We start from the raw sequence: 19,446 nt of genomic DNA, 5'->3' as shown, positions 1-19,446 counted from the left end.
CGAGGTCGAGTTGCTTGGAGTGAATGCATATCGAGCAAAAATGCACTACTTGAGGGCAGACCCGTACAGTTGCCTCATTCCAGAGCAAGACAGTTGTGTTTAACAGTCAACTGACCGTCCACAATACAGATGAACTGTGCCTACTGTTCTGGACAGGGAGCGTGGAAAATGGGTACCAGATAAACCACTACTCAGCCCCGCCACAAGCGGAAGGATGTACATCATGGAACGTACCCTCAGTTCCGACCTGTTCCAGGCCAACACCAAAACTGCTCAAACCTCGGCTCCTCTGCGCTTTTTCGCCAACCTGATGCTTTGGCAGCGCCGTATCGCCAGCCGCCATCAACTGGCTCGTCTGGATGCTCGTCTGCTGGCCGATGCCGGTATCAGCGAAGCCCAGCGTTGCGAAGAGTTGAGCAAGCCGTTCTGGCGTTGATGCAACGCCGCGCTGGTGACAGAGCCTGAAGGCCGAACCAGCAACGAATTCTAAAAAAGCCCGTCGCGGTCAACGCTGACGGGCTTTTTTTTGCCTGCACAAAAGCTGACAGATACAGTTATATGATTATGATCAAAGACCATAACAGTTGAATCATCGCTCACGCTGGATGGTCGGAGTGCTGGCGCCCGAAGCTTCGAGGCGCTCTAATAAGCTTCATAGCGCTCAAACTTCGCCTTGATCTGGAGATCCATCATGTCCCGTAATCATCTGTTGGGTGCCGCCGTATTGTTGGCTCTGGCCAGCGGCGCGCAGGCTTCAAGCTTCGTCGTCACGACCGATGCACTGGTCCGTGGGGTCAATGCATCGACCAATGCAACCTCTGACCTGTCTTCCTCGCTGCGCGACAACAAGATCGTGCGTGAAGCGCGGGACGATGCGGCGAGCTTCGTCGCCAGCCAGGGCGATATCCGCGGTGCCAAGCTGGAAAGCGCTTTTGCCCATATCCGCAAGGTCGCCCCGCAGATGCAGGCCAGCGACGCGCAACTGGCCCAGGCCATTCTGGCCATCTGATGCTCTGCAACGGGTACCTCCCGCAGATGAAGAATGCGGCAGGCTGCTGCAGCCTGCACATCGCGGGTGGTTCTCGGACCCACGTTGGGCTAGCCTTGCCGGCCCAATCGCTCTACATCTGAAGCCTGATGCGTTATTTGCCACTGATTCTCGTCATCTGGGCGTCGTCGGCTGCGGCCTTCGACGTGAGTCTGCAGTCCTCGGTGATCACCTTGTATGTGACCAGCAAGATCACGACGGCCCCCTTCGATCGCAAGTTGATCCTGTCTGCCCGTGACGATGCTGCGTGCTTCGTCGCCAGCAATGGGCGATGTCGTGGGGCACGGCTGCAGGCAGCTCTGGCGAGCATTCGCCAGAAGCACCCACAAATTGCTGCCAGCGACCTTGAACTGGCGCAGGCGATACTCGTCCAATAGACACCTCGTATTACGGAGAAGCTCCATGCGTACCCCGCTGATTGCCGCTACCCTCGGCCTGTTCTTGCTGGCCGATGTGGCCCAGGCCCAAACTGTCGTGGCCACCAGTAATATCATCGTTCGTGCATTTGGCCGATCGATCGATTTCACGTCCGACACCACCACTTCGATCCGTGACTCCAAGGTGGTCCTGGAAGCTCGGGACGATGCGGCCAGCTATGTGGCCAGCCAGGGCGATATTCGTGGTGCCCAACTGGAGGCGGCTTTCAATACGCTGCGCGAACGCGTTCCACAGGCGCGCAGCGCCAGTGACCAGGATCTCGCCGAAGCCATTCTCGCACTGTGAGACGATTGGCCAGCTGGCTGCTGGCGGCAGGCCTTCTGCTGACGACGGCGCAGGCCACTGCTGGCTTGCAGCTGGTCCTTGATCGCAGCGGGCTGGACGCTCGACAGGCCGATGCCAGCCAGGCACTGCTCGACGATGCGATGGCTGCATTGCCGCCGCGCTTCGTCGAGCAACTGGACCGCCGGATCGACGTCAGTTGGTCGTCGCGCATGCCTGACAACGCCTATGGTCAGGCCTCCCTGGTCTCGAGCCTGGAGTTGAACCTGAACCAGCTGCAAGGACTGGCCGATGGCTCTTCGGCCCAGCGGCGGACCAACCGTCCCCACGGTACGGTGCGCGAGGAGCTGCTGGCCACCGTGCTTCACGAGCTGACCCATATCTATGACCGCGCGCGCCTCTGGACACCTGCCGAGCGCACGCTGGTAAGCCGCTGCGGCCGACAGGATGCAAGCCTGGGCAAGGTAGGCCTGCCCGATGAGTGCCGTGGCCAGACGACCCGCCGCTTCACCCTGAGCGACGATCCACGCCTGTTGGACCTGGCCGGCTGGCAGCAATATGTCGGGCGCCGCGGCGAGCGTGAAGAGCAGAACCGTCAGATCGTGCGCAGTCCTGACATCTATGAGGTGAGCAGCCCCAAGGAATTCGTCGCGGTCAACATGGAGTATTTTCTCCTCGACCCGACCTATGCCTGCCGTCGTCCGGCACTGTTCGAATATTTCAAGGCGCGGTTCGACTGGGCGCCCGCACGCCAGCAAAGCTGTGCTCAAGGCCTGCCGTATCTGAATGCGGGCAGCGACTTTGCCAAGACGCCGCTGGGCAAGATCGATCCTGAACGGGTCTATGCGGTGGACTACCTGCTGGCCGAGGCCAATCAGAACCTGGCCAGCCGCTGGGGGCACAGCATGCTGCGCCTGGTCATCTGCGCACCGGGGCGGCCACGTGGCCCGGACTGTCGACTGGATCTGGAACAGCACCTGGTGTTGTCCTACCGCGCGTTCGTCAATGACGTGCAGCTTTCCACCTGGGGCGGGCTGATGGGGCAATACCCCTCGCGCCTGTTCGTGTTGCCGTTGTCGCAGGTGATCGACGAATACACCAAGACCGAACTGCGCAGTCTGGCTTCGGTGCCGCTAAAGCTGGATCGGCCGGAGATCGAGTCTTTGGTGCGCCATGCGGCCGAAATGCATTGGAGCTACGACGGCAGCTACTACTTTCTGTCCAACAACTGTGCGGTGGAAAACCTCAAGCTGCTGCGCAGTGGTACGCATGATCCGCGCTTGCAGGGTATCGACAGCATCTTGCCCAACGGCTTGCTCGAGGTTCTGGAAGGCCGCGGGCTGGCCGATGGCAGCGTACTGGATGATCCGCGCGAGGCACTGCGCCTGGGTTATCGGTTCGATTCGTATCGCGATCGCTATCAGGCCATGTTCGAGGTGCTGCGCAAGCATCTGCCGATTCCGCAGCAAAGCGTCGAAGCGTGGCTGGAGCAGAGCGCGCAGCAGCGGCAACCCTGGTTTGCCCAGGCCGATCTGCGCACCAGTGCCGCGCTGCTGTTGCTGGAGCAGGCCAGTTACCGACGTCAGTTGCTGTTGGCCCAGGAGGAAGTGAAGCAGCGCTACCTGGGTGCTCGCGAGCTGGGCGACGGTAGTGTGGCCAATGCCAACCAGATGCTGCAGGAGATCCTGGCCAACAGCGGATTTCTCAGCCGACCGGCGGAGTTGCTCGATAACGGGGGCTACGGTCTGCCGCAGACGGCGGAATGGCAGCGTCTGGAATCGGAAAGCAGTCAGCGTCAGCAACAGCTGCAGCGCCTGAGTACCGATCTGGACAAAGAGGTGAGAGCGCTGTTGACGCCTGAGCGGGCCAGAGAGATTGCGGCCACCGAAGCGAATCTCAAGCAGGTGGGGGAGCATCTGCGTGAATTGCACAAGGCGGCGGGGGGGTTGGTGTTGCCCTAGGCGGGGCCGTTGGATCTTGGGTGATCTGACTGGCTTCTTTGCGGGCAGAGCCTGCTCCCGCAAGGTCAATTGTATCGTTTTGAATGGCGAAAGGTTGTTGAAAGCTTGCCGACTTAGCATCGACTCACCCCCGGCGTAAGACCGGCCGGCCAGAAAGCAGCATCCAGATGCGCTTTCGGCCTCTTGAACAACAACAATGGTGAAACCGATGTCCTTGATGATCCCTACCCGTAGTGCCTCTCTTCCCATACTCCCGGCTCCTGCCATTCCTCGCTGAACCTTTCGTTCTTCGTCCTTAGCCGCGCTGTGCCTGGAGTATTCCCATGCTGACATTCCTTGGCTTTGCCATGGTCATCACGTTCATGTTCCTGATCATGACCAAGCGCCTTTCCGCGCTGATCGCCTTGATCATCGTGCCTATCCTGTTCGCCCTGTTCGGTGGTTTTGCACCGGAAATCGGCCCGATGATGCTTGCGGGCATCACCAAGCTTGCGCCGACCGGCGTGATGCTGATGTTCGCCATCCTGTATTTCGCACTGATGATCGATTCGGGTTTGTTCGACCCGGCAGTGCGCAAGATCCTCAAGCTGGTCAAGGGCGACCCGCTGAAAGTCTCGGTCGGTACCGCCGTGCTGGCGCTGATCGTTTCGCTGGACGGTGACGGCGCGACCACCTACATGATCTGCGTGGCGGCCATGCTGCCGCTGTACCAGCGCATCGGCATGAGCCCGAGGATCATGGCCGGCTTGATCATCCTGGCAGGCGGGGTCATGAACATGACGCCGTGGGGTGGTCCCACCGCACGTGCCGCCAGCGCCTTGCATGTCGACCCTTCGGACATCTTCGTGCCGATGATCCCGGCCATGGCGTTCGGCGTCGTCGCCATCCTGGTGATTGCCTACATGTACGGCAAGCGCGAGCGCGTTCGCCTGGGCGAGCTGCATTTGCAAGGCGATGAAATAGACCACAGCGAGATCAGCGTTTCGCAGTACCCGGACGCGCGCCGCCCCAAATTGATCTGGTTCAACGGCGGCTTGACCCTGCTGTTGATGGTGACCTTGATCATGGGCCTGCTGCCGCTGCCGGTGCTGTTCATGATTGCGTTCAGTATCGCCATGATCGTCAACTACCCGTGCCTGGAAGCGCAGAAGGCACGTGTTGCCGCTCACTCCGGCAGCGTTCTGGCCGTGGTCGGGTTGATCTTCGCCGCGGGTATCTTCACTGGCATCCTGACCGGTACCGGCATGGTCGACGCCATGTCCAAGAGCCTGCTGGCCGTGATTCCGGATGCCATGGGCCCGTACCTGGCCGTGATCACCGCGTTGGTGAGCATGCCGTTCACCTTTTTCATGTCGAACGATGCCTTCTACTATGGCGTCCTGCCGGTACTCGCCGAAGCGGCTGCGCACTACGGTATCTCGCCGGTCGAGATGGCCCGTGCCTCGATCGTCGGACAGCCGGTGCACCTGCTCAGCCCGCTGGTCCCCTCGACCTACCTGCTGGTGGCCCTGGCCGGTATCGAGTTCGGTGACCACCAGCGCTTCACCCTCAAGTGGGCAGTACTGGTTTGCCTGTGCATAATGTTCGCCGCACTGGCCATGGGGATCTTTCCTCTGTTCAGCAGTCTATAAATCTTATTCGCGGGCCAGGCCGGATGACGTTGCGCCGCTGCCATTCACAGGTAGCGGCGCCATAGTCTCCGGCCTTGCGTCGCCCTGGCCTCCAACACGAAGGACTTCACATGGAATGGTTCACCAACCCGGAAATCTGGGTTGCTTTCTTGACCCTGACAGCGCTGGAAATCGTGCTGGGCATCGACAACATCATCATGATCTCGATCCTGGTGAGCCGCATGCCCAAGCACATGCAGGCGCGTACGCGAATCTTCGGCCTGGCGCTGGCGATGGTCACGCGTATCCTGCTGCTGCTTTCGATCACTTGGGTCATGCGCCTGACCGCCGACCTGTTCGTGGTGTTCGGCCAGGGCATCTCCGGGCGTGATCTGATTCTGTTCTTCGGTGGCCTGTTCCTGCTGTGGAAAAGCTCGCAAGAGATCTACCACGGCATGGAAGGCGAAGAAGAGGGCGGTGACGAAGTTGCAGGCAAGGGCGGCAATTTCATCTACACCATCATTCAGATCGCCATCATCGACATCGTGTTTTCGCTGGATTCGGTCATCACCGCGGTCGGCATGGTGTCCCATGTGCCGGTCATGGTCGCTGCGATCATCGTCGCGGTGTTGGTGATGATGGTCGCCTCGGGCACCATCAGCCGCTTCATCGATCAGCACCCTTCGTTGAAGATGCTGGCACTGTCGTTCCTGCTGGTGGTCGGTACCGTACTGATCGCCGAAGCCTTCGATGTGCATGTGCCCAAGGGCTATGTGTATTTCGCCATGGCCTTCTCCCTGGCTGTGGAAGCGATCAACATCAAGATGCGTACCGCTATCGCGCGCAAGCGTCGCGAGTCTCAGGAAGAGTCCTGAGCCTGCAGAGCTGCGTGCTGCCCTCGCGGCACGCAGTGATGGCCAGCAATGTGCTATGAACGACTCGCCGGTCAGGGAGTCTGTTCCATTGACTTGGCCGATTTCGATGGAAGGGATTCATGCACGAGCGGGTGAAAAGCGCTCCAGGTACACAGCGCCGCCTGTTGTGCCTGTGGCTTCTGGCAGCGGCGCTGTTGTGCGCCGGCCGTGAAGCCTTGGCGCTGGACCGTTTCCAGGTTGAAGGCTATCTGTTGCCCAATGGCCTGCAACTGCTGCTCAAGCCTGGCGACGAACGTGCCCATGTGTCCATCCGCCTCGTTGTCGGTGTGGGTTTCGACGACTTCTCCTGCACCGACCAGGAATTGCCCCACCTGCTCGAGCACCTGCTGTTCAGCGGTATCGACGAGCACGGCGAAGGCGGCCTCGAAGAGCGCATGCAAGCGCTAGGCGGCGAATGGAATGCCTTCACCAGCAGTGCCGACACCACTTTCGTGATCGAAGCACCGGCGCGCAATCAGCGCAAGGTGCTCGACCTGCTGCTGGCCGCCATCACCCAGACCAGAATCGATGACAACGTTCTGGCAAGCACCAAGCGCATCATCGAGCACGAAGATGGTACCCATCACTCCCACCTGCAGCACCTGCTCGACAAGCCAGCTCAGGACAGCAATGCCAGCAGCCAGTTGGCCATCGAGTTGGGGCTCAAGTGTCCGCAGCCTGCGGAAGTCACCGATCTGACCCTGGAACAGGTGCGCGAGGTTCGGCAGAGCTGGTATGCACCGAACAACATGAGCCTGATCGTCGTCGGAGGCCTGGACAAGCTGTTGCCCGCCTATCTGGAGCGCACCTGGGGCGCGCTGGACGCGGTCGAGCCCAGCGATCATCAGGATCTTCGTACAGTCACCCACGAAGCCGAGCCGCAGGCCGACCTCATACGCGGCTGGCTGGGCGACGACGCCACGCTTCACCTGTATTTCCTCGAACCGGTGCTGGATACCGCCCATCCGGCGACGCTGGACCTGCTGCAAAGTTATCTGGAGTGGGAGCTGTACCGCGAACTGCGACTGGCCCACGGATTGTCGTATGGGCCTTGGGTGGCCCGCGAGTCGTATGGCGACAGCGGCCTGTTGAGCCTGAATGCCGCGGTGGACCAGGCCGATATCGGTCAGGCAGGTCTGGTCATGGGGCAGATGATCGCGCGTCTGCGCGACAACGGTGTGGACGCTGCGACCTTCAAGCGCCTCAAGAACCTGGCGATTGCCCGGCAAGCATGGGCGGCACAAGGCAACATTGCCTTGGCCGACTACTATTGGGGGGCATTGGCCGACTATACCGACGGCCGCTTTGCCAGCCCGGCACGGCAGTTGGGGCAGGTCACCGTGGAAGATGCCAATACCGCATTGCGTCAGCTGGTCAGCAAGCCGGGGTACATACGTGTGGAAAAACCGCTGCTCAGCTATGACCAGTTCTATCAGCTTGCCTGGGCAGTGTTGATCGGCCTGGCACTATTGCTGGTGGGCCTGATCGTATGGCGGCGTCGCGCCAAACGACACTGAGCCCTGCCAGAGCCGTCTTCTGATTGCCGTTTCTTTGCCTTTTTTGTGTGGAAGACCATGCCGTACTTCGTCCAGCGACTCATCGACCTTATCAAACGCTATCCGGGCGTGATCGCGCTGGGCGGCTTCCTGTCCGGGATCGGCAGCTTCGTGCTGGTCGATCGGCAGGCAGGGCTGGCCAGCTGGATCGCGGTGGTGATGCTGCTGACCTGGGTCTGGCTGATGCTGGAAAACACCTTCACCCAGTTGTTCGCACGGGTGTTCAAGCGCGAGATACCGACGCCGGTGCTGCGCTATGCCACGCAGATGATCCACCAGGAAAGTCTGTTCTTCGTGCTGCCTTTCTTCTATATCACCACCACATGGAACAGTGGCCAGTGGGTGTTCACCGGCTTGCTGACCCTGGCCGGGCTGGTGTCGATCATCGATCCGCTGTACTACAAATGGGTCGCGCCCCGGCGCTGGCTGTTCATGGCGCTGCACACCTTCACGCTGTTCGCGGCGTTGCTCACGGCGCTGCCGATCATCCTGCACCTGACCACCGATGAAAGCTTCAAGCTGGCGCTGGCCATCGCCATGCTGCTGGCTTTTCCAAGCCTCGCTGTCAGCTTCCCGATCAATCACTGGCGCCGGGGCGTGGCGCTGGTGGGGGTGACCCTGATGATCGGCGGCGCCGGGTGGCTGCTGCGCTCCTGGGTACCGCCTGCGACCCTGTGGCTGACGGAGGTGGCGGTGACCACCGAGCTGGACAACCGTAGCCGCACTCACGGGGACAGTCTGGAGACGGTCAGCGCGGCGCAACTGCGCAGTGGTGGTCTGTATGCCTACACCGCAATCAACGCCCCACGGGGCCTGGACGAGCGGATCTACCACGTGTGGCAGCACAAGGGTAAGGAAGTCGACCGCATCGCCCTGGACATCCATGGTGGCCGCAAGGAAGGTTATCGCGCCTGGAGCCACAAGCAGAACTTCCCCGACGATGTCACGGGAAGGTGGCAGGTGCGGGTCCTGACCGAGGATGGCCAGATCGTCGGCGTATTACGCTTCAAGGTGACCGACGACGCCACTCAGGCAGCGGTGGCGCCGAAGAACCAGTAGCACACGACGATGGCCGCAATGACCCCGGCCAGGTCCGCCAACAGTGCGCAGCCCACGGCGTGGCGGGCGCGCTGGATGCCCACGGCGCCGAAGTACACTGCCAGCACATAGAAGGTGGTTTCGGTACTGCCTTGAATGGTGGCCGCGACCAGGGCCGCAAAACTGTCCACACCGTGGGACTGCATGGTTTCGATCAACATCGCTCGCGCGGCACTGCCGGAGAACGGCTTGACCAGTGCGGTTGGCAGGGCGTCGACGAAACGGGTGTCCATGCCCAGCCACTGGACCAGGTGGCGAATCCCGTCCAACCCCAGCTCCAAAGCGCCCGAAGCGCGCAGCACGCCAACCGCACAGAGCATGGCGACCAGGTAGGGCAGCAGGCTCTTGGCGACATCGAAACCTTCCTTGGCGCCCTCGACGAATGCTTCGTAGACCTGGACCTTGCGCAGCGCCCCGATGGCCAGAAAGAGGATGATCAGGCCGAACAGGGTGAGGTTGCCCAGGATCGACGACAGCCCTGCAAGCGCGGTCGCCGACAGGGTGCCCAGAAACGCCATGAACAGGCCCAGCAGCAGCGCACCCGGGACCAGATAGGCCAGAACCACCGGATCCCAAAGTCGCAAGCGCTGCATCACAGCCACTGCCAGCAGGCCGACCAGCGTACCGGCGGAAGTGGCTAGCAAAATCGGCAGAAAGACCAGAGTCGGGTCCACGGCGCCCTGCTGGGCGCGGTACATGAAGATCGATACTGGGAGGAGGGTCAGAGACGAGGCGTTGAGCACCAGGAAGAGGATCTGCGCATTGCTCGCCGTGGTAGCGCTGGGGTTGAGTTCCTGTAGCGAGCGCATGGCCTTGAGGCCAATGGGCGTCGCGGCGTTGTCCAGGCCCAGGCCGTTGGCGGCGAAGTTCATGGTGATCAGCCCCAGTGCCGGATGCCCGCGCGGAACCTCGGGCATCAGCCGGCTGAACAGCGGCCCGAGGATCTTGGCCAGCCAATCGACGATGCCCGCCTTCTCGGCAATCTTCAGGAAGCCCAACCAGAGGGTGAGGGTACCGAACAGCAGGACCATCACTTCGACCGACAGCTTGGCCATGGCGAACAGGCTTTCGACCATGGCGGCGAAGATACCGGCGTTGCCGCCGACCAGCCATTGGCCGAAGGCCGAGATCGCGGCGATCAGAAAGAAGCTGAGCCACAGGCCGTTCAGCATGGGTATTCCCTCATTCGAAGATGCGCGGATGATAGCCCAAAGCGAAGTGGGATTCTGCCCCGCAGGGCAGTGGGCGGTGTCAGGATTTTCGCGTGAAGCCGGACGCGGCTTGCACCGCTACAGGGAGGCACCTATCGCAGTTGTGGGCCCTTCGCGGGCAGAGCCCGCTCCCACAGTGCGCGTGAGGTGCGCAGAGAGTTGTGGGCCCTTCGCGGGCAGAGCCCGCTCCCACAGTGCGCGTGAGGTGCGCAGAGAGTTGTGAGCCCTTCGCGGGCAGCCCGCTCCCACAGTGCGCGTGAGGTGCGCAGAGCGGTTGTGGGCCCTTCGCGGGCAGAGCTCGCTCCCACAGGGTGATGTAGCAGCGGCGCGAGCTGTGTCAGGAGGCGACGCGCTCCTTGCTGCGCCAGTGCGGCAGGGAGTTCCAGTAGCGCTCGCCCTTGGCATCGTCGTACATGCCTTCCCAGCGCGAGATCACCAGCACTGCCAAGGCATTGCCGATCACGTTGAGCGCGGTGCGGGCCATGTCCATGATGCGGTCGACGCCGGCGATGAAGGCCAGGCCTTCGAGGGGGATGCCGACACTGCCCAGTGTCGCCAGCAGGACCACGAACGACACGCCCGGCACGCCGGCGATGCCTTTGGAGGTCACCATCAAGGTCAGCACGAGCATCAGCTGTTGCCCGATCGACAGGTCGATGCCATACAGCTGGGCGATGAACAGCGCAGCGATGCTTTGATAGAGGGTCGAGCCATCGAGGTTGAACGAGTACCCGGTCGGTACCACGAAGCTGCTGATGGCCTTCGGCGCACCATAGGCTTCCATCTTCTCGATCACCCGCGGCAGTACGGTTTCCGAACTGGCCGTGGAATACGCCAGCACCAGTTCGTCCTTGAAGATCCGGAACAGTTTGAAGACCGAAAAGCCGAACAAGCGTGCAATCAGGCCCAGCACGACGATGGCGAAGAACAGGATCGCCACGTAGACCAGCACCACCAGCTTGGCCAAGGGCAGCAGCGAAGCGAAGCCGAAGTTGGCCACCGTCACTGCAATCAGGGCGAAGACCCCGATGGGGGCGTAGTTCATGATCATGTGGGTGACCTTGAACATGGTTTCCGATACGCCCTGGAAGACCTTCACCAACGGCTCGCGTGTCTCGCTGGGCAGGCTCGACAGGCCAAGGCCGAACAACACCGAGAAAAAGATGATCGGCAGCATGTCGCCGCGCACGATCGAGGCGAACACATTGGAGGGAATCAGGTTGAGAAGTGTGGCCACGAACGCATGGTCATGCTGCACCTCGGCCGTAGTCTTCTGGTACTGCGAAATGTCCACGGTACCCAGGGTACTCATGTCGATGCCCACACCGGGCTGGAACAGGTTGGCCAGGCCCAGGCCGACCAGAATGGCCACCGTCGTCACCACCTCGAAGTAGAGGATGGTCTTGACGCCGATGCGGCCCAGCTTTTTCGCATCACCAACCCCGGCGATGCCGACGATCAGTGACGAGATCACAATGGGGATCACGATCATCTTGATCAGGCGGATGAAGATATCCCCTGCTGGCTGCAGGATGTTGCTGATCCACCAGGCCTTCTCGGCACTGAAATGGTTGAGCAATGCACCCAGTGCGATACCCAGTACCAAGCCGATGAGTATCTGCCAAGCGAGGCTCAGTTTTGCCTTCTTCATGTCGTTACCCTTTTTCCAAGTCAACTCGTGAGCGCCGCGAGGAAACCGAGCGGCCCTCCGTAGAGGCTTCGCCGCCCGTAGCGAAGCGCTTTGGCGAACGAAAAAAGGCGCAACTATTCCGATGCGTTGCGGCAGCGTCTAATGCCGGAAACGACTACCCCATGCAGAATCGGCATAATGTAATCGAGTGGATTTATCGCGCAAACGCCTTCGTTCGGATAGACGACTGGCCATGACAGGCGATTCGGGAGGTTTCAGCGGATTGACGAGGCGGCATGACCCATTGCGTTCGAGAAACCGAACACACCGTCATGAATGTAGGAAAAGTATGAAAGGAGATGAAAGGAGATGGAAGGCAGCCACTGCCGCCTGAATAGGCTCTGCGCAAGCCAGGGTACGCAATGGTCGTACACGGCTTGCGCAGCAGCTGTTGCCTGACCCGGCCCGGTTCGGAGGTCCTCCCTGTACCCCTAGGTCACTCCGAACCAACTGCATTCAGAACAACCCGACCCCATGGTCATGACCGGCACCTTCTGAGTGCCGACCATTCGGGCCGGGTAGACCTGGCCCAATCTGTAAATCCATACCACGTTGCGCTACTTGCGCTGCATGCCACGCCAATCAGGAAGTCAGTACCAGTTAGGGTCTTTCTTCAACTGTTCCATCAACATCTGCTGCATACCTTCATCAGGCTTGCCGAGAAAGCGATAGGTGGCGTGACGTGTGGGCGACTTGTCAGCGGGCAAGCCTGCTGGCACCTGAACGTACAAGGCGTAGGCATCTTCCTTGTCCATGCTGAATGCCACCAACAATCGACCACTCTTGCAGCTGTCGGCGGTCTCGCACAGCGGGCCCACCAGATAGTTGTCGCCATCTTCGGCGACGGCAGTCATCTGCTCTGTCGAAACGCCGGACAGATTGATGATCCAATCCGGCACGCGTTCTTCGGACTTGATCACTGACTGCCAGGTGTCACGGTATTCGGCACTCGAGCTCAGAATGTCACTGACTCGGTTCTGACCGTCATTGGCGGCCATCGCCATGCTGCTGCCGACCAGCGACAGCGCCATGGCTATACCCTTGAGGGTCACGCTGGTCATGGTCAGCCTCGACCGCGACGGCCGAAAATGAACGAAACGACGAACAGCACCAGGAATACGACGAACAGGATCTTGGCGATGCCTGCTGCGGTGCCGGCGATACCACCGAAGCCCAGAACGGCGGCGATGATGGCGATGATCAGGAATGTGACTGCCCAACTCAGCATGGTGTATCTCCTTTACGATTTGTCGTGTTTTATCTGTTGATCAGATGCGTTACCCAAGCTCAGAACACCCAACTGCGAATGTGTTCAACCGGTTCGCTGGTTTGTACGCGTTCAATGTTTCCGGATTGCTTGTAGCCCACCCAGTGCGCGCTGGCAGGATTGAGATGAGCCGTATCGACAAGACGGTCCTGAGGCGGCAGAAGAAGCTCCTGCTGCTGCGAGGCTGCCCAGCTTGCATACTGCTGAACCGCCAACAACGTCACCAAAGCGGCCAGGACCAAGAACAATGCTTGACGCATCGATTGGGACAGGGCGGACGCTTGAGCGGCTTGAGGACGGTTCATCCGGTAACTCCTTGAACTTGGATGGCGGCTATACGTTTAATCTTGAAACGGATATTGCAGCCTGCATGCCAACCTTTTGTCCCAATAATTCCTTTTAAAATCAATTAGTTATAGGCAATCTAGATTGCCGTTGGGTAGCAACCTGCACGATGGGCCTGTGGAGGTCGGGCTATTTGCACGATCAGATGATCGGCTTGGATATTTTCAGCAGATCGGCATCGACTCCGCGCACACCGCGAATGTTGCGCGCAACCTCGACCGCCAGGGTTTTCTGCTCGGAGCTGGCGACATCGCCCTTGAGCGTGACCATCCCGGTTCGGGTCTCCACGTCGATGCTCAGCCCGTCGAGATCGCGATTGAGTAGCAGGCTCGCCTTGATCTTGCTGGTGACCCACGTATCACTCAGCGCTTCCTCGGTTTTCTTCGCCTGGGTCTCGGCACGCGTGGTAGCCGTATCCGCCGCACCGAGACTGATCAGATTGTTCACCTGGTAGACGCCATCGGTATTGGTCGCCAGGGTGCCTGCCAACTGTTTCGCGTCGGCCGTCTGTGCCTGGCCTTTGAGCGTGACGACGCCATCAGCCGTGCTGACCACGATGTCCAATGCCTGAGTGCTGGTGTTCCACAGCAGCTTGGACTTGATGATTGCCGTGAGCGTGGCGTCTTCCAGATGTTGCGCGAACTGCTGCCGTTGATTGACGTGCTCAACCAACTCCGGATTCAAGGTGAGACGGTTGTCGACCTTGTCGATACCTTGGGTATTGAGCGCCACCTGCTCGGCCAGCTCGCGATCCACTTCGTCTTCCACAGCGCCGGTCAGGGTAGCGGTGCCCTGGTCGACCTTCACGCCGAACTCGAAACCGTTGAGCTGGCGATTCAAGGCCAATGCCGTCCAGATCGAGCCCTCTTGCCGGGCCGCCTGCAATTGCTGATCGAGACTGGCGGGGGCCGCCGCGGCCAACGACGAAAGGCTGACCAGGCCTGCGATGACGCTCGCCAACGTGAGTCGTTTGAAGCTGCTCATTCGTACTCTCCTCTAATTCAAGACAAACAGCTGATATCGCAAGGCACATGCCAAACTTTTTACCTACTGAAAGCTCAGACATTTCATACAGTTAGAAATGTCATGAGCGAATAGCTACCATGCAGCCTGCCGAATCAATCAGAATTGACCATGCAAGCTGCCCGATCTTTCCGGGATCAACCAAGAAATTTCTCTAAGGAGCGTAGGAAAATGGAATCTGGCACGGAGCATAAAGGCCGCATTCTGCTGGTCGACGATGAGTCTGCCATCCTGCGTACCTTCCGCTATTGCCTGGAAGACGAAGGCTACAGCGTCGCGACGGCCAACAGCGCCAACCAGGCGGATACCCTGATGCAGCGTCAGGTCTTCGATCTGTGCTTCCTCGACCTGCGCCTGGGCGAAGACAACGGCCTCGATGTCCTGGCGCAGATGCGCGTGCAGGCGCCCTGGATGCGCGTCGTGATCGTGACCGCGCATTCGGCGGTGGATACTGCTGTGGACGCAATCCAGGCCGGTGCTGCCGACTATCTGGTCAAGCCTTGCAGCCCTGATCAGTTGCGTCTTGCGACCGCCAAGCAGCTTGAGGTACGCCAACTCTCGGCACGCCTCGAGGCGCTCGAAGGCGAGGTGCGCAAGCCCAAGGACGGCCTGGACTCGCACAGCCCGGCGATGATGGTCGTGCTGGAAACCGCACGTCAGGTAGCGGTCACCGATGCCAACATCCTGATCCTCGGCGAGTCGGGGACCGGCAAGGGCGAACTGGCACGGGCCATCCACGGCTGGAGCAAACGCGCCAAGAAAAGTTGCGTGACCATCAACTGTCCTTCCCTGACCGCCGAGCTGATGGAGAGCGAACTGTTCGGCCACAGCCGCGGCGCGTTCACCGGCGCCAGTGAAAGCACCTTGGGCCGGGTCAACCAAGCCGATGGCGGTACGCTGTTCCTTGACGAGATCGGCGACTTTCCCCTGACGTTGCAACCCAAGTTGCTGCGTTTCATTCAGGACAAGGAATACGAAAGGGTGGGTGACCCCGTCACGCGTCGCGCCGACGTGCGCATTCTGGCGGCGACCAACCTCAACCTCGAAGACATGGTTCGCGAGGGACGTTTTCGCGAGGACCTGCTGTATCGCCTGAACGTGATTACCCTGCACCTGCCACCACTACGCGAACGCAGCGAGGACATTCTCACCCTGGCCGATCGTTTCCTGGCGCGCTTCGTCAAGGAATACGCGCGGCCTGCCCGTGGCTTCAGCGAAGAGGCCCGCGCCGCTTTGCTCAATTACCGCTGGCCAGGCAACATTCGTGAGCTGCGCAACGTGATCGAACGGGCCAGCATCATCTGTCCCCAGGAGCGCGTCGAAGTCAGCCATCTGGGCATGGCCGAGCAGCCTGCCAACAATGCGCCGCGCATCGGTGCCGCGCTGAGTCTGGACGAGTTGGAGAAGGCCCACATCGGTGCGGTACTGGCCACCAGCGATACCCTTGATCAAGCCGCCAAGACCCTGGGCATCGACGCCTCGACGCTTTACCGCAAACGTAAACAGTACAACCTATGAAACTGGCCATGAAGCTGCATACCCGGCTGTTTCTCAGCATTTCGGCGCTGATTACCGTCGCGTTGCTGGGTTTGGTGCTAGGTTTGGTCAGCGTGATGCAGATGGCCGCTTCGCAGGAGAGCATGCTGCGCAGCCATTTCACCACCCTGGACCTGGGGCTCAAGATGCGCCAGAACCTGGGCGATCAACTGGTCATGATGCTGGACGCGAACCCGGACGCAGTGGGCATCGCTCAGGCACAGCAGCAGTTTCAGGCGTTGCTCGATGAAGGCATTGCGCACGAGCAAAGCCACAGTGCCCACTATGGCTTTCTGCAGTCCGCCGAAAACTTCCAGACCTTCGTCGCGCAATACCGCGCCACGGCCACGCAACACTTGCCACTGAGCCAGAACCCGCCCTTGAGCCAGGCGTTCAATACCTTGCGCACGGGTTTGATCGATTCCTACAAGGGCACCTTGCAGAGCATCGCGGCGCTGGAGCACGAGTCTCACCAACGAGCGATGTGGGTGTCGGGCCTGCTCGGCCTGGTGGGGCTGGCGGTGCTCATCGTCGGCTACTTCACTGCGCACGGTATCGCGCGCCGTTTCGGTGAACCCATCGAAGCCTTGGCCAAGGCCGCAGACGATATCAGTCAGGGCAACTTCGACGTGCAACTGCCGGTGTCACCGGCGGCTGAGCTGAATCGGCTGGCCAGCCGCTTCGGCACCATGGCCCACGCGTTGCGCCAGCACCAGGCGACTAACGTCGATGAGCTTCGCGCCGGTCAGCAACGGTTGCAGGCGGTGCTCGACAGTATCGACGACGGCTTGCTGATGATCGATCGGCAAGGTCAGCTGGAGCATTTGAACCCGGTGGCGCAGCGTCAGCTGGGCTGGGAAGACCATCGTCTGGGCCTGGGGCTGGGTGAGGCGCTGGGCAGACCGGATCTGGACGAGCAACTGAACCTGATCCTGCGCGGCGGCAGCATGGAACGTGCGCTGGACGACCTGAGTTTCGATGTCGATGGAGAGGCGCGGCTGCTGTCGTACAGCTTGACGCCTGTGACCCACACTCAGGGCAATATCCTTGGTGCGGTCATGGTGCTGCATGATGTGACCGAGCAGCGCGCCTTCGCGCGAGTGCGCAGCGAGTTCGTCCTGCGTGCCTCCCACGAACTGCGTACGCCGGTGACGGGCATGCACATGGCCTTCGGGCTGTTGCAGGAGCGCGTGCATTTTCCCGAGCAGAGCCGCGAGGCGGACCTGCTCATGACGGTGAACGAAGAAATGCAGCGCTTGATGCAGTTGATCAATGACCTGCTCAACTTCTCTCGCTACCAGAACGGTCTGCAGAAGCTGGTATTGGCCCCTTGTGCGCTGGATGACCTGCTGCAACGCGCCTACGAGCGTTTCGCCATCCGTGCCCATGAGCTGGGTATTACGCTGACCGTCGAGCTGACCGAAGGGCTGCCGCGCCTGCACGTGGATGCAGGGCAGCTGGATCGGGTGCTGGACAACCTGCTGGAAAATGCCCTGCGACATACCGCGGAAAACGGTCACATCCGCCTGCAGGCACGTCGCCATGCCGAGCGGGTGATCATCAGCGTCGAAGACAACGGCGAAGGCATCGCCTACGGCCAGCAGGGGCGGATCTTCGAGCCTTTCGTGCAGGTGGGCCGCAAGAAGGGCGGAGCCGGTCTGGGCCTGGCGCTGTGCAAGGAAATCGTGCAACTGCACGGTGGCCGCATGGGCGTCTATTCACGGCCTGGGCAAGGTACCCAGTTCTACATGACCCTGTCGATCTAGGCGGACGTCGCGAGCGCTGTCCGCGCTCAGGCTTCGTCGCCCGCACGCCGGCCAGCGCGGCGCCGGCCCTTGGTGATCAGTTCCTTGAACTGGCGCGCATTCAACGCCTGTGCAAACAGCCAACCCTGACCGTAATCGACGCCTTCGCTTTCGAGCAACAACGCCTGGGCCTCGTGCTCGATGCCTTCGGCGATCACGCGCAGATCCAGGGCATGGGCCATGCGAATGATGTGGGGTGCCACACCACTGCTTTCAGCGTCATCGCCCAGGGCGTCGATGAACGCCTTGTCGATTTTCAGGCAGTCCACGGGCAGGCTTTGCAGGTAGGCCAGGCTGCAGTAGCCGGTGCCGAAATCATCGATCAATACCGTATGACCGACATCGCGAAGAGCTTGAAGGTTTTCGCGCGCCACGTCGACGTCGATCAGGGAACGTTCGGTGACCTCGAAGGCGATCTGCTCGGGCGCCACGCGATAGATCGCCAGCAGTTGGGCCACCACCTCACCGATACGCGGCACGGTGACGTCGCACGCGGCCAGGTTCACCGAGATGTACAGGTGCGGATTGGCTCGCAACAGGTGGCTGAGCTGCTCCAGCGACTGCTGCAGGACGAAGTCGGTGATCTGCCGGATCTGCCCGCTGTGCTCGGCCAATGGAATGAACAGCTCCGGGCTGGTGAGGGTACCGTCGGGTCGGCGCCAGCGTACCAAGGCCTCGGCACCGACACAGCGCCGATTGCTCAGATCGAAGATCGGCTGGTAGAGCACCTGCAGTTCCCCGCGACGCAACGCACCGTGCAACTCGCCACCCATCGAGCGGCGCTGAGTGATCAGCTGCAGGACCAGCCAGCCAATGCACAGGGCCACCACCAGGCTGACCGGAAACAGCAGCCACAGCAGGGTGTTGAATATGGGCAGCTCCTTGCTGCGCGGCGCAATCAGCACCAACTGAAAGTCCGGGGACTTGGTGGACATGCGGTAGATCAGCCGGTCCGACGTTACCTGCAGGGCATCCACCGCATCGGCCCGCCAGCCCGAGGCCGGCGGCCAGGGCTGCTCGGAGCCGAGCACGGGGATCGCCCGGCGGCCCTGATCCAGAACCACCAGCAGGCTGCCACCGGCGGGCAGATCGACCACATCGCTCAAGTGCCCTCGGGAAGTCGAGACCCGGAACGGCCCACGTCCGAGCATCAGGGCGGCCCAGTTGTCATTGCGTTGGGTAGTGGTGTTGAGCCAATAACTGTAGGTGGAACCCTGGATGTCCGGGGGGCGACTCAGGCTGGCCACGTCCTTGCCACGGCGATTGGAGCAGCGCTGGGCGCCGTCGATGAACGCGGCCTCGAATACGAAGCGGTTATCGAAGCCGATCTTCTCCAGGGCGTCCATCATCTGCGGACCGCAATGGCGGACGGGTTGCGCCTGCAACGCATCGACCCCCTCGCGCAATTGACCGAACACTTGCTCCAGGCGCACCAGGAACCGTTCGCCGCTGGCATTCATCTGCTGCCTTTCGCTGAGCTGAAGCTGATGCATGATCAACGCGAAACTGGCCGCGAACAGCAACAGCGCGCTGGCCAGTGCGGCGAGCATCGCCAGCGCCCAGGGGCGGTACAGAAGACTGCGGAGCTGCGGGAAAACGGCGGCCATCGAGAATCATCCAGTCGGGGGCATCAATGTATAGCAACAGGATGGCGATTGGCCC

At 60.9% G+C, this 19,446-nt stretch carries 18 protein-coding genes; 11 read left to right on the top strand and 7 right to left on the bottom strand.

Annotated features, from left to right (window positions below; genetic code table 11):
• Positions 1 to 223: 223 nt before the first annotated feature.
• The 9 genes from ASF66_RS18670 (at position 224) to ASF66_RS18630 (ending at position 8,868) form a co-directional block, all read left to right on the top strand.
• Positions 224 to 436, top strand: a complete 213-nt coding sequence (locus ASF66_RS18670) for a DUF1127 domain-containing protein (RefSeq protein ID WP_049860536.1) — start codon at positions 224 to 226, stop codon at positions 434 to 436.
• 255 nt (positions 437 to 691) lie between these two features.
• Complete coding sequence (locus ASF66_RS18665) at positions 692 to 1,009, top strand: DUF2388 domain-containing protein (RefSeq protein ID WP_043191880.1); 318 nt, start codon at positions 692 to 694, stop codon at positions 1,007 to 1,009.
• A 128-nt stretch (positions 1,010 to 1,137) separates the two neighbouring features.
• A complete protein-coding gene (locus ASF66_RS18660; protein ID WP_056844903.1) occupies positions 1,138 to 1,425 on the top strand; it encodes a DUF2388 domain-containing protein in 288 nt (95 codons plus the stop codon).
• Positions 1,426 to 1,450: 25 nt separating this feature from the next.
• Positions 1,451 to 1,771, top strand: a complete 321-nt coding sequence (locus ASF66_RS18655) for a DUF2388 domain-containing protein (RefSeq protein WP_049860534.1) — start codon at positions 1,451 to 1,453, stop codon at positions 1,769 to 1,771.
• Complete coding sequence (locus ASF66_RS18650) at positions 1,768 to 3,729, top strand: DUF7844 domain-containing protein (RefSeq protein WP_049860533.1); 1,962 nt, start codon at positions 1,768 to 1,770, stop codon at positions 3,727 to 3,729. The genes ASF66_RS18655 and ASF66_RS18650 overlap by 4 nt, the downstream gene beginning before the upstream one ends.
• Positions 3,730 to 4,052: 323 nt before the next feature.
• Positions 4,053 to 5,360, top strand: a complete 1,308-nt coding sequence (locus ASF66_RS18645; RefSeq protein ID WP_056844902.1) for a CitMHS family transporter — start codon at positions 4,053 to 4,055, stop codon at positions 5,358 to 5,360.
• Between the two features lie 110 nt (positions 5,361 to 5,470).
• Positions 5,471 to 6,214, top strand: coding sequence for a TerC family protein (locus ASF66_RS18640; RefSeq protein ID WP_049860531.1), 744 nt, complete (start codon positions 5,471 to 5,473; stop codon positions 6,212 to 6,214).
• Positions 6,215 to 6,333: 119 nt separating this feature from the next.
• Complete coding sequence (locus tag ASF66_RS18635; RefSeq protein ID WP_156463227.1) at positions 6,334 to 7,770, top strand: M16 family metallopeptidase; 1,437 nt, start codon at positions 6,334 to 6,336, stop codon at positions 7,768 to 7,770.
• 57 nt (positions 7,771 to 7,827) lie between these two features.
• Positions 7,828 to 8,868, top strand: coding sequence for a DUF5924 family protein (locus ASF66_RS18630; RefSeq protein ID WP_056844901.1), 1,041 nt, complete (start codon positions 7,828 to 7,830; stop codon positions 8,866 to 8,868).
• Here the strand turns inward: ASF66_RS18630 and ASF66_RS18625 are convergent.
• The 6 genes from ASF66_RS18625 to ASF66_RS18605 form a co-directional block, all read right to left on the bottom strand.
• A complete protein-coding gene (locus tag ASF66_RS18625) occupies positions 8,838 to 10,079 on the bottom strand; it encodes a nucleoside recognition domain-containing protein (RefSeq protein ID WP_049860529.1) in 1,242 nt (413 codons plus the stop codon). The two genes, ASF66_RS18630 and ASF66_RS18625, sit on opposite strands and share 31 nt — an antisense overlap.
• A 376-nt stretch (positions 10,080 to 10,455) precedes the next feature.
• Positions 10,456 to 11,769: a glutamate/aspartate:proton symporter GltP gene (gene gltP / locus ASF66_RS18620; protein ID WP_056844900.1), complete on the bottom strand. Its 1,314-nt coding sequence runs from the start codon at positions 11,767 to 11,769 to the stop codon at positions 10,456 to 10,458.
• A gap of 629 nt (positions 11,770 to 12,398) precedes the next feature.
• Positions 12,399 to 12,869, bottom strand: a complete 471-nt coding sequence (locus tag ASF66_RS18615) for an inhibitor of vertebrate lysozyme family protein (protein WP_056844899.1) — start codon at positions 12,867 to 12,869, stop codon at positions 12,399 to 12,401.
• A 2-nt stretch (positions 12,870 to 12,871) separates the two neighbouring features.
• Complete coding sequence (locus ASF66_RS22210; protein WP_043191899.1) at positions 12,872 to 13,036, bottom strand: DUF1328 domain-containing protein; 165 nt, start codon at positions 13,034 to 13,036, stop codon at positions 12,872 to 12,874.
• Between the two features lie 59 nt (positions 13,037 to 13,095).
• A complete protein-coding gene (locus ASF66_RS18610) occupies positions 13,096 to 13,380 on the bottom strand; it encodes a hypothetical protein (RefSeq protein WP_056844898.1) in 285 nt (94 codons plus the stop codon).
• A gap of 181 nt (positions 13,381 to 13,561) precedes the next feature.
• Complete coding sequence (locus ASF66_RS18605; RefSeq protein WP_056844897.1) at positions 13,562 to 14,404, bottom strand: BON domain-containing protein; 843 nt, start codon at positions 14,402 to 14,404, stop codon at positions 13,562 to 13,564.
• A 210-nt stretch (positions 14,405 to 14,614) separates the two neighbouring features.
• On the opposite strand from ASF66_RS18605, the gene algB reads away from it, so the two are divergent.
• Together algB and ASF66_RS18595 are read left to right on the top strand one after the other, a co-directional pair.
• Complete coding sequence (algB, locus tag ASF66_RS18600; RefSeq protein WP_049860524.1) at positions 14,615 to 15,961, top strand: sigma-54-dependent response regulator transcription factor AlgB; 1,347 nt, start codon at positions 14,615 to 14,617, stop codon at positions 15,959 to 15,961.
• On the top strand, positions 15,958 to 17,745 hold the full coding sequence (locus tag ASF66_RS18595; RefSeq protein WP_056844896.1) for a KinB sensor domain-containing domain: 1,788 nt from the start codon (positions 15,958 to 15,960) through the stop codon (positions 17,743 to 17,745). The genes algB and ASF66_RS18595 overlap by 4 nt, the downstream gene beginning before the upstream one ends.
• A 26-nt stretch (positions 17,746 to 17,771) precedes the next feature.
• Here the strand turns inward: ASF66_RS18595 and ASF66_RS18590 are convergent, their stop codons facing one another.
• Positions 17,772 to 19,391: an EAL domain-containing protein gene (locus tag ASF66_RS18590; RefSeq protein ID WP_049860522.1), complete on the bottom strand. Its 1,620-nt coding sequence runs from the start codon at positions 19,389 to 19,391 to the stop codon at positions 17,772 to 17,774.
• Positions 19,392 to 19,446: the final 55 nt, after the last annotated feature.

The sequence above is a fragment of the Pseudomonas sp. Leaf129 genome (genome assembly GCF_001423465.1).
Taxonomy (GTDB): Bacteria; Pseudomonadota; Gammaproteobacteria; order Pseudomonadales; family Pseudomonadaceae; genus Aquipseudomonas; species Aquipseudomonas coleopterorum.
This window is presented reverse-complemented; position numbering and strand designations above follow the sequence as displayed.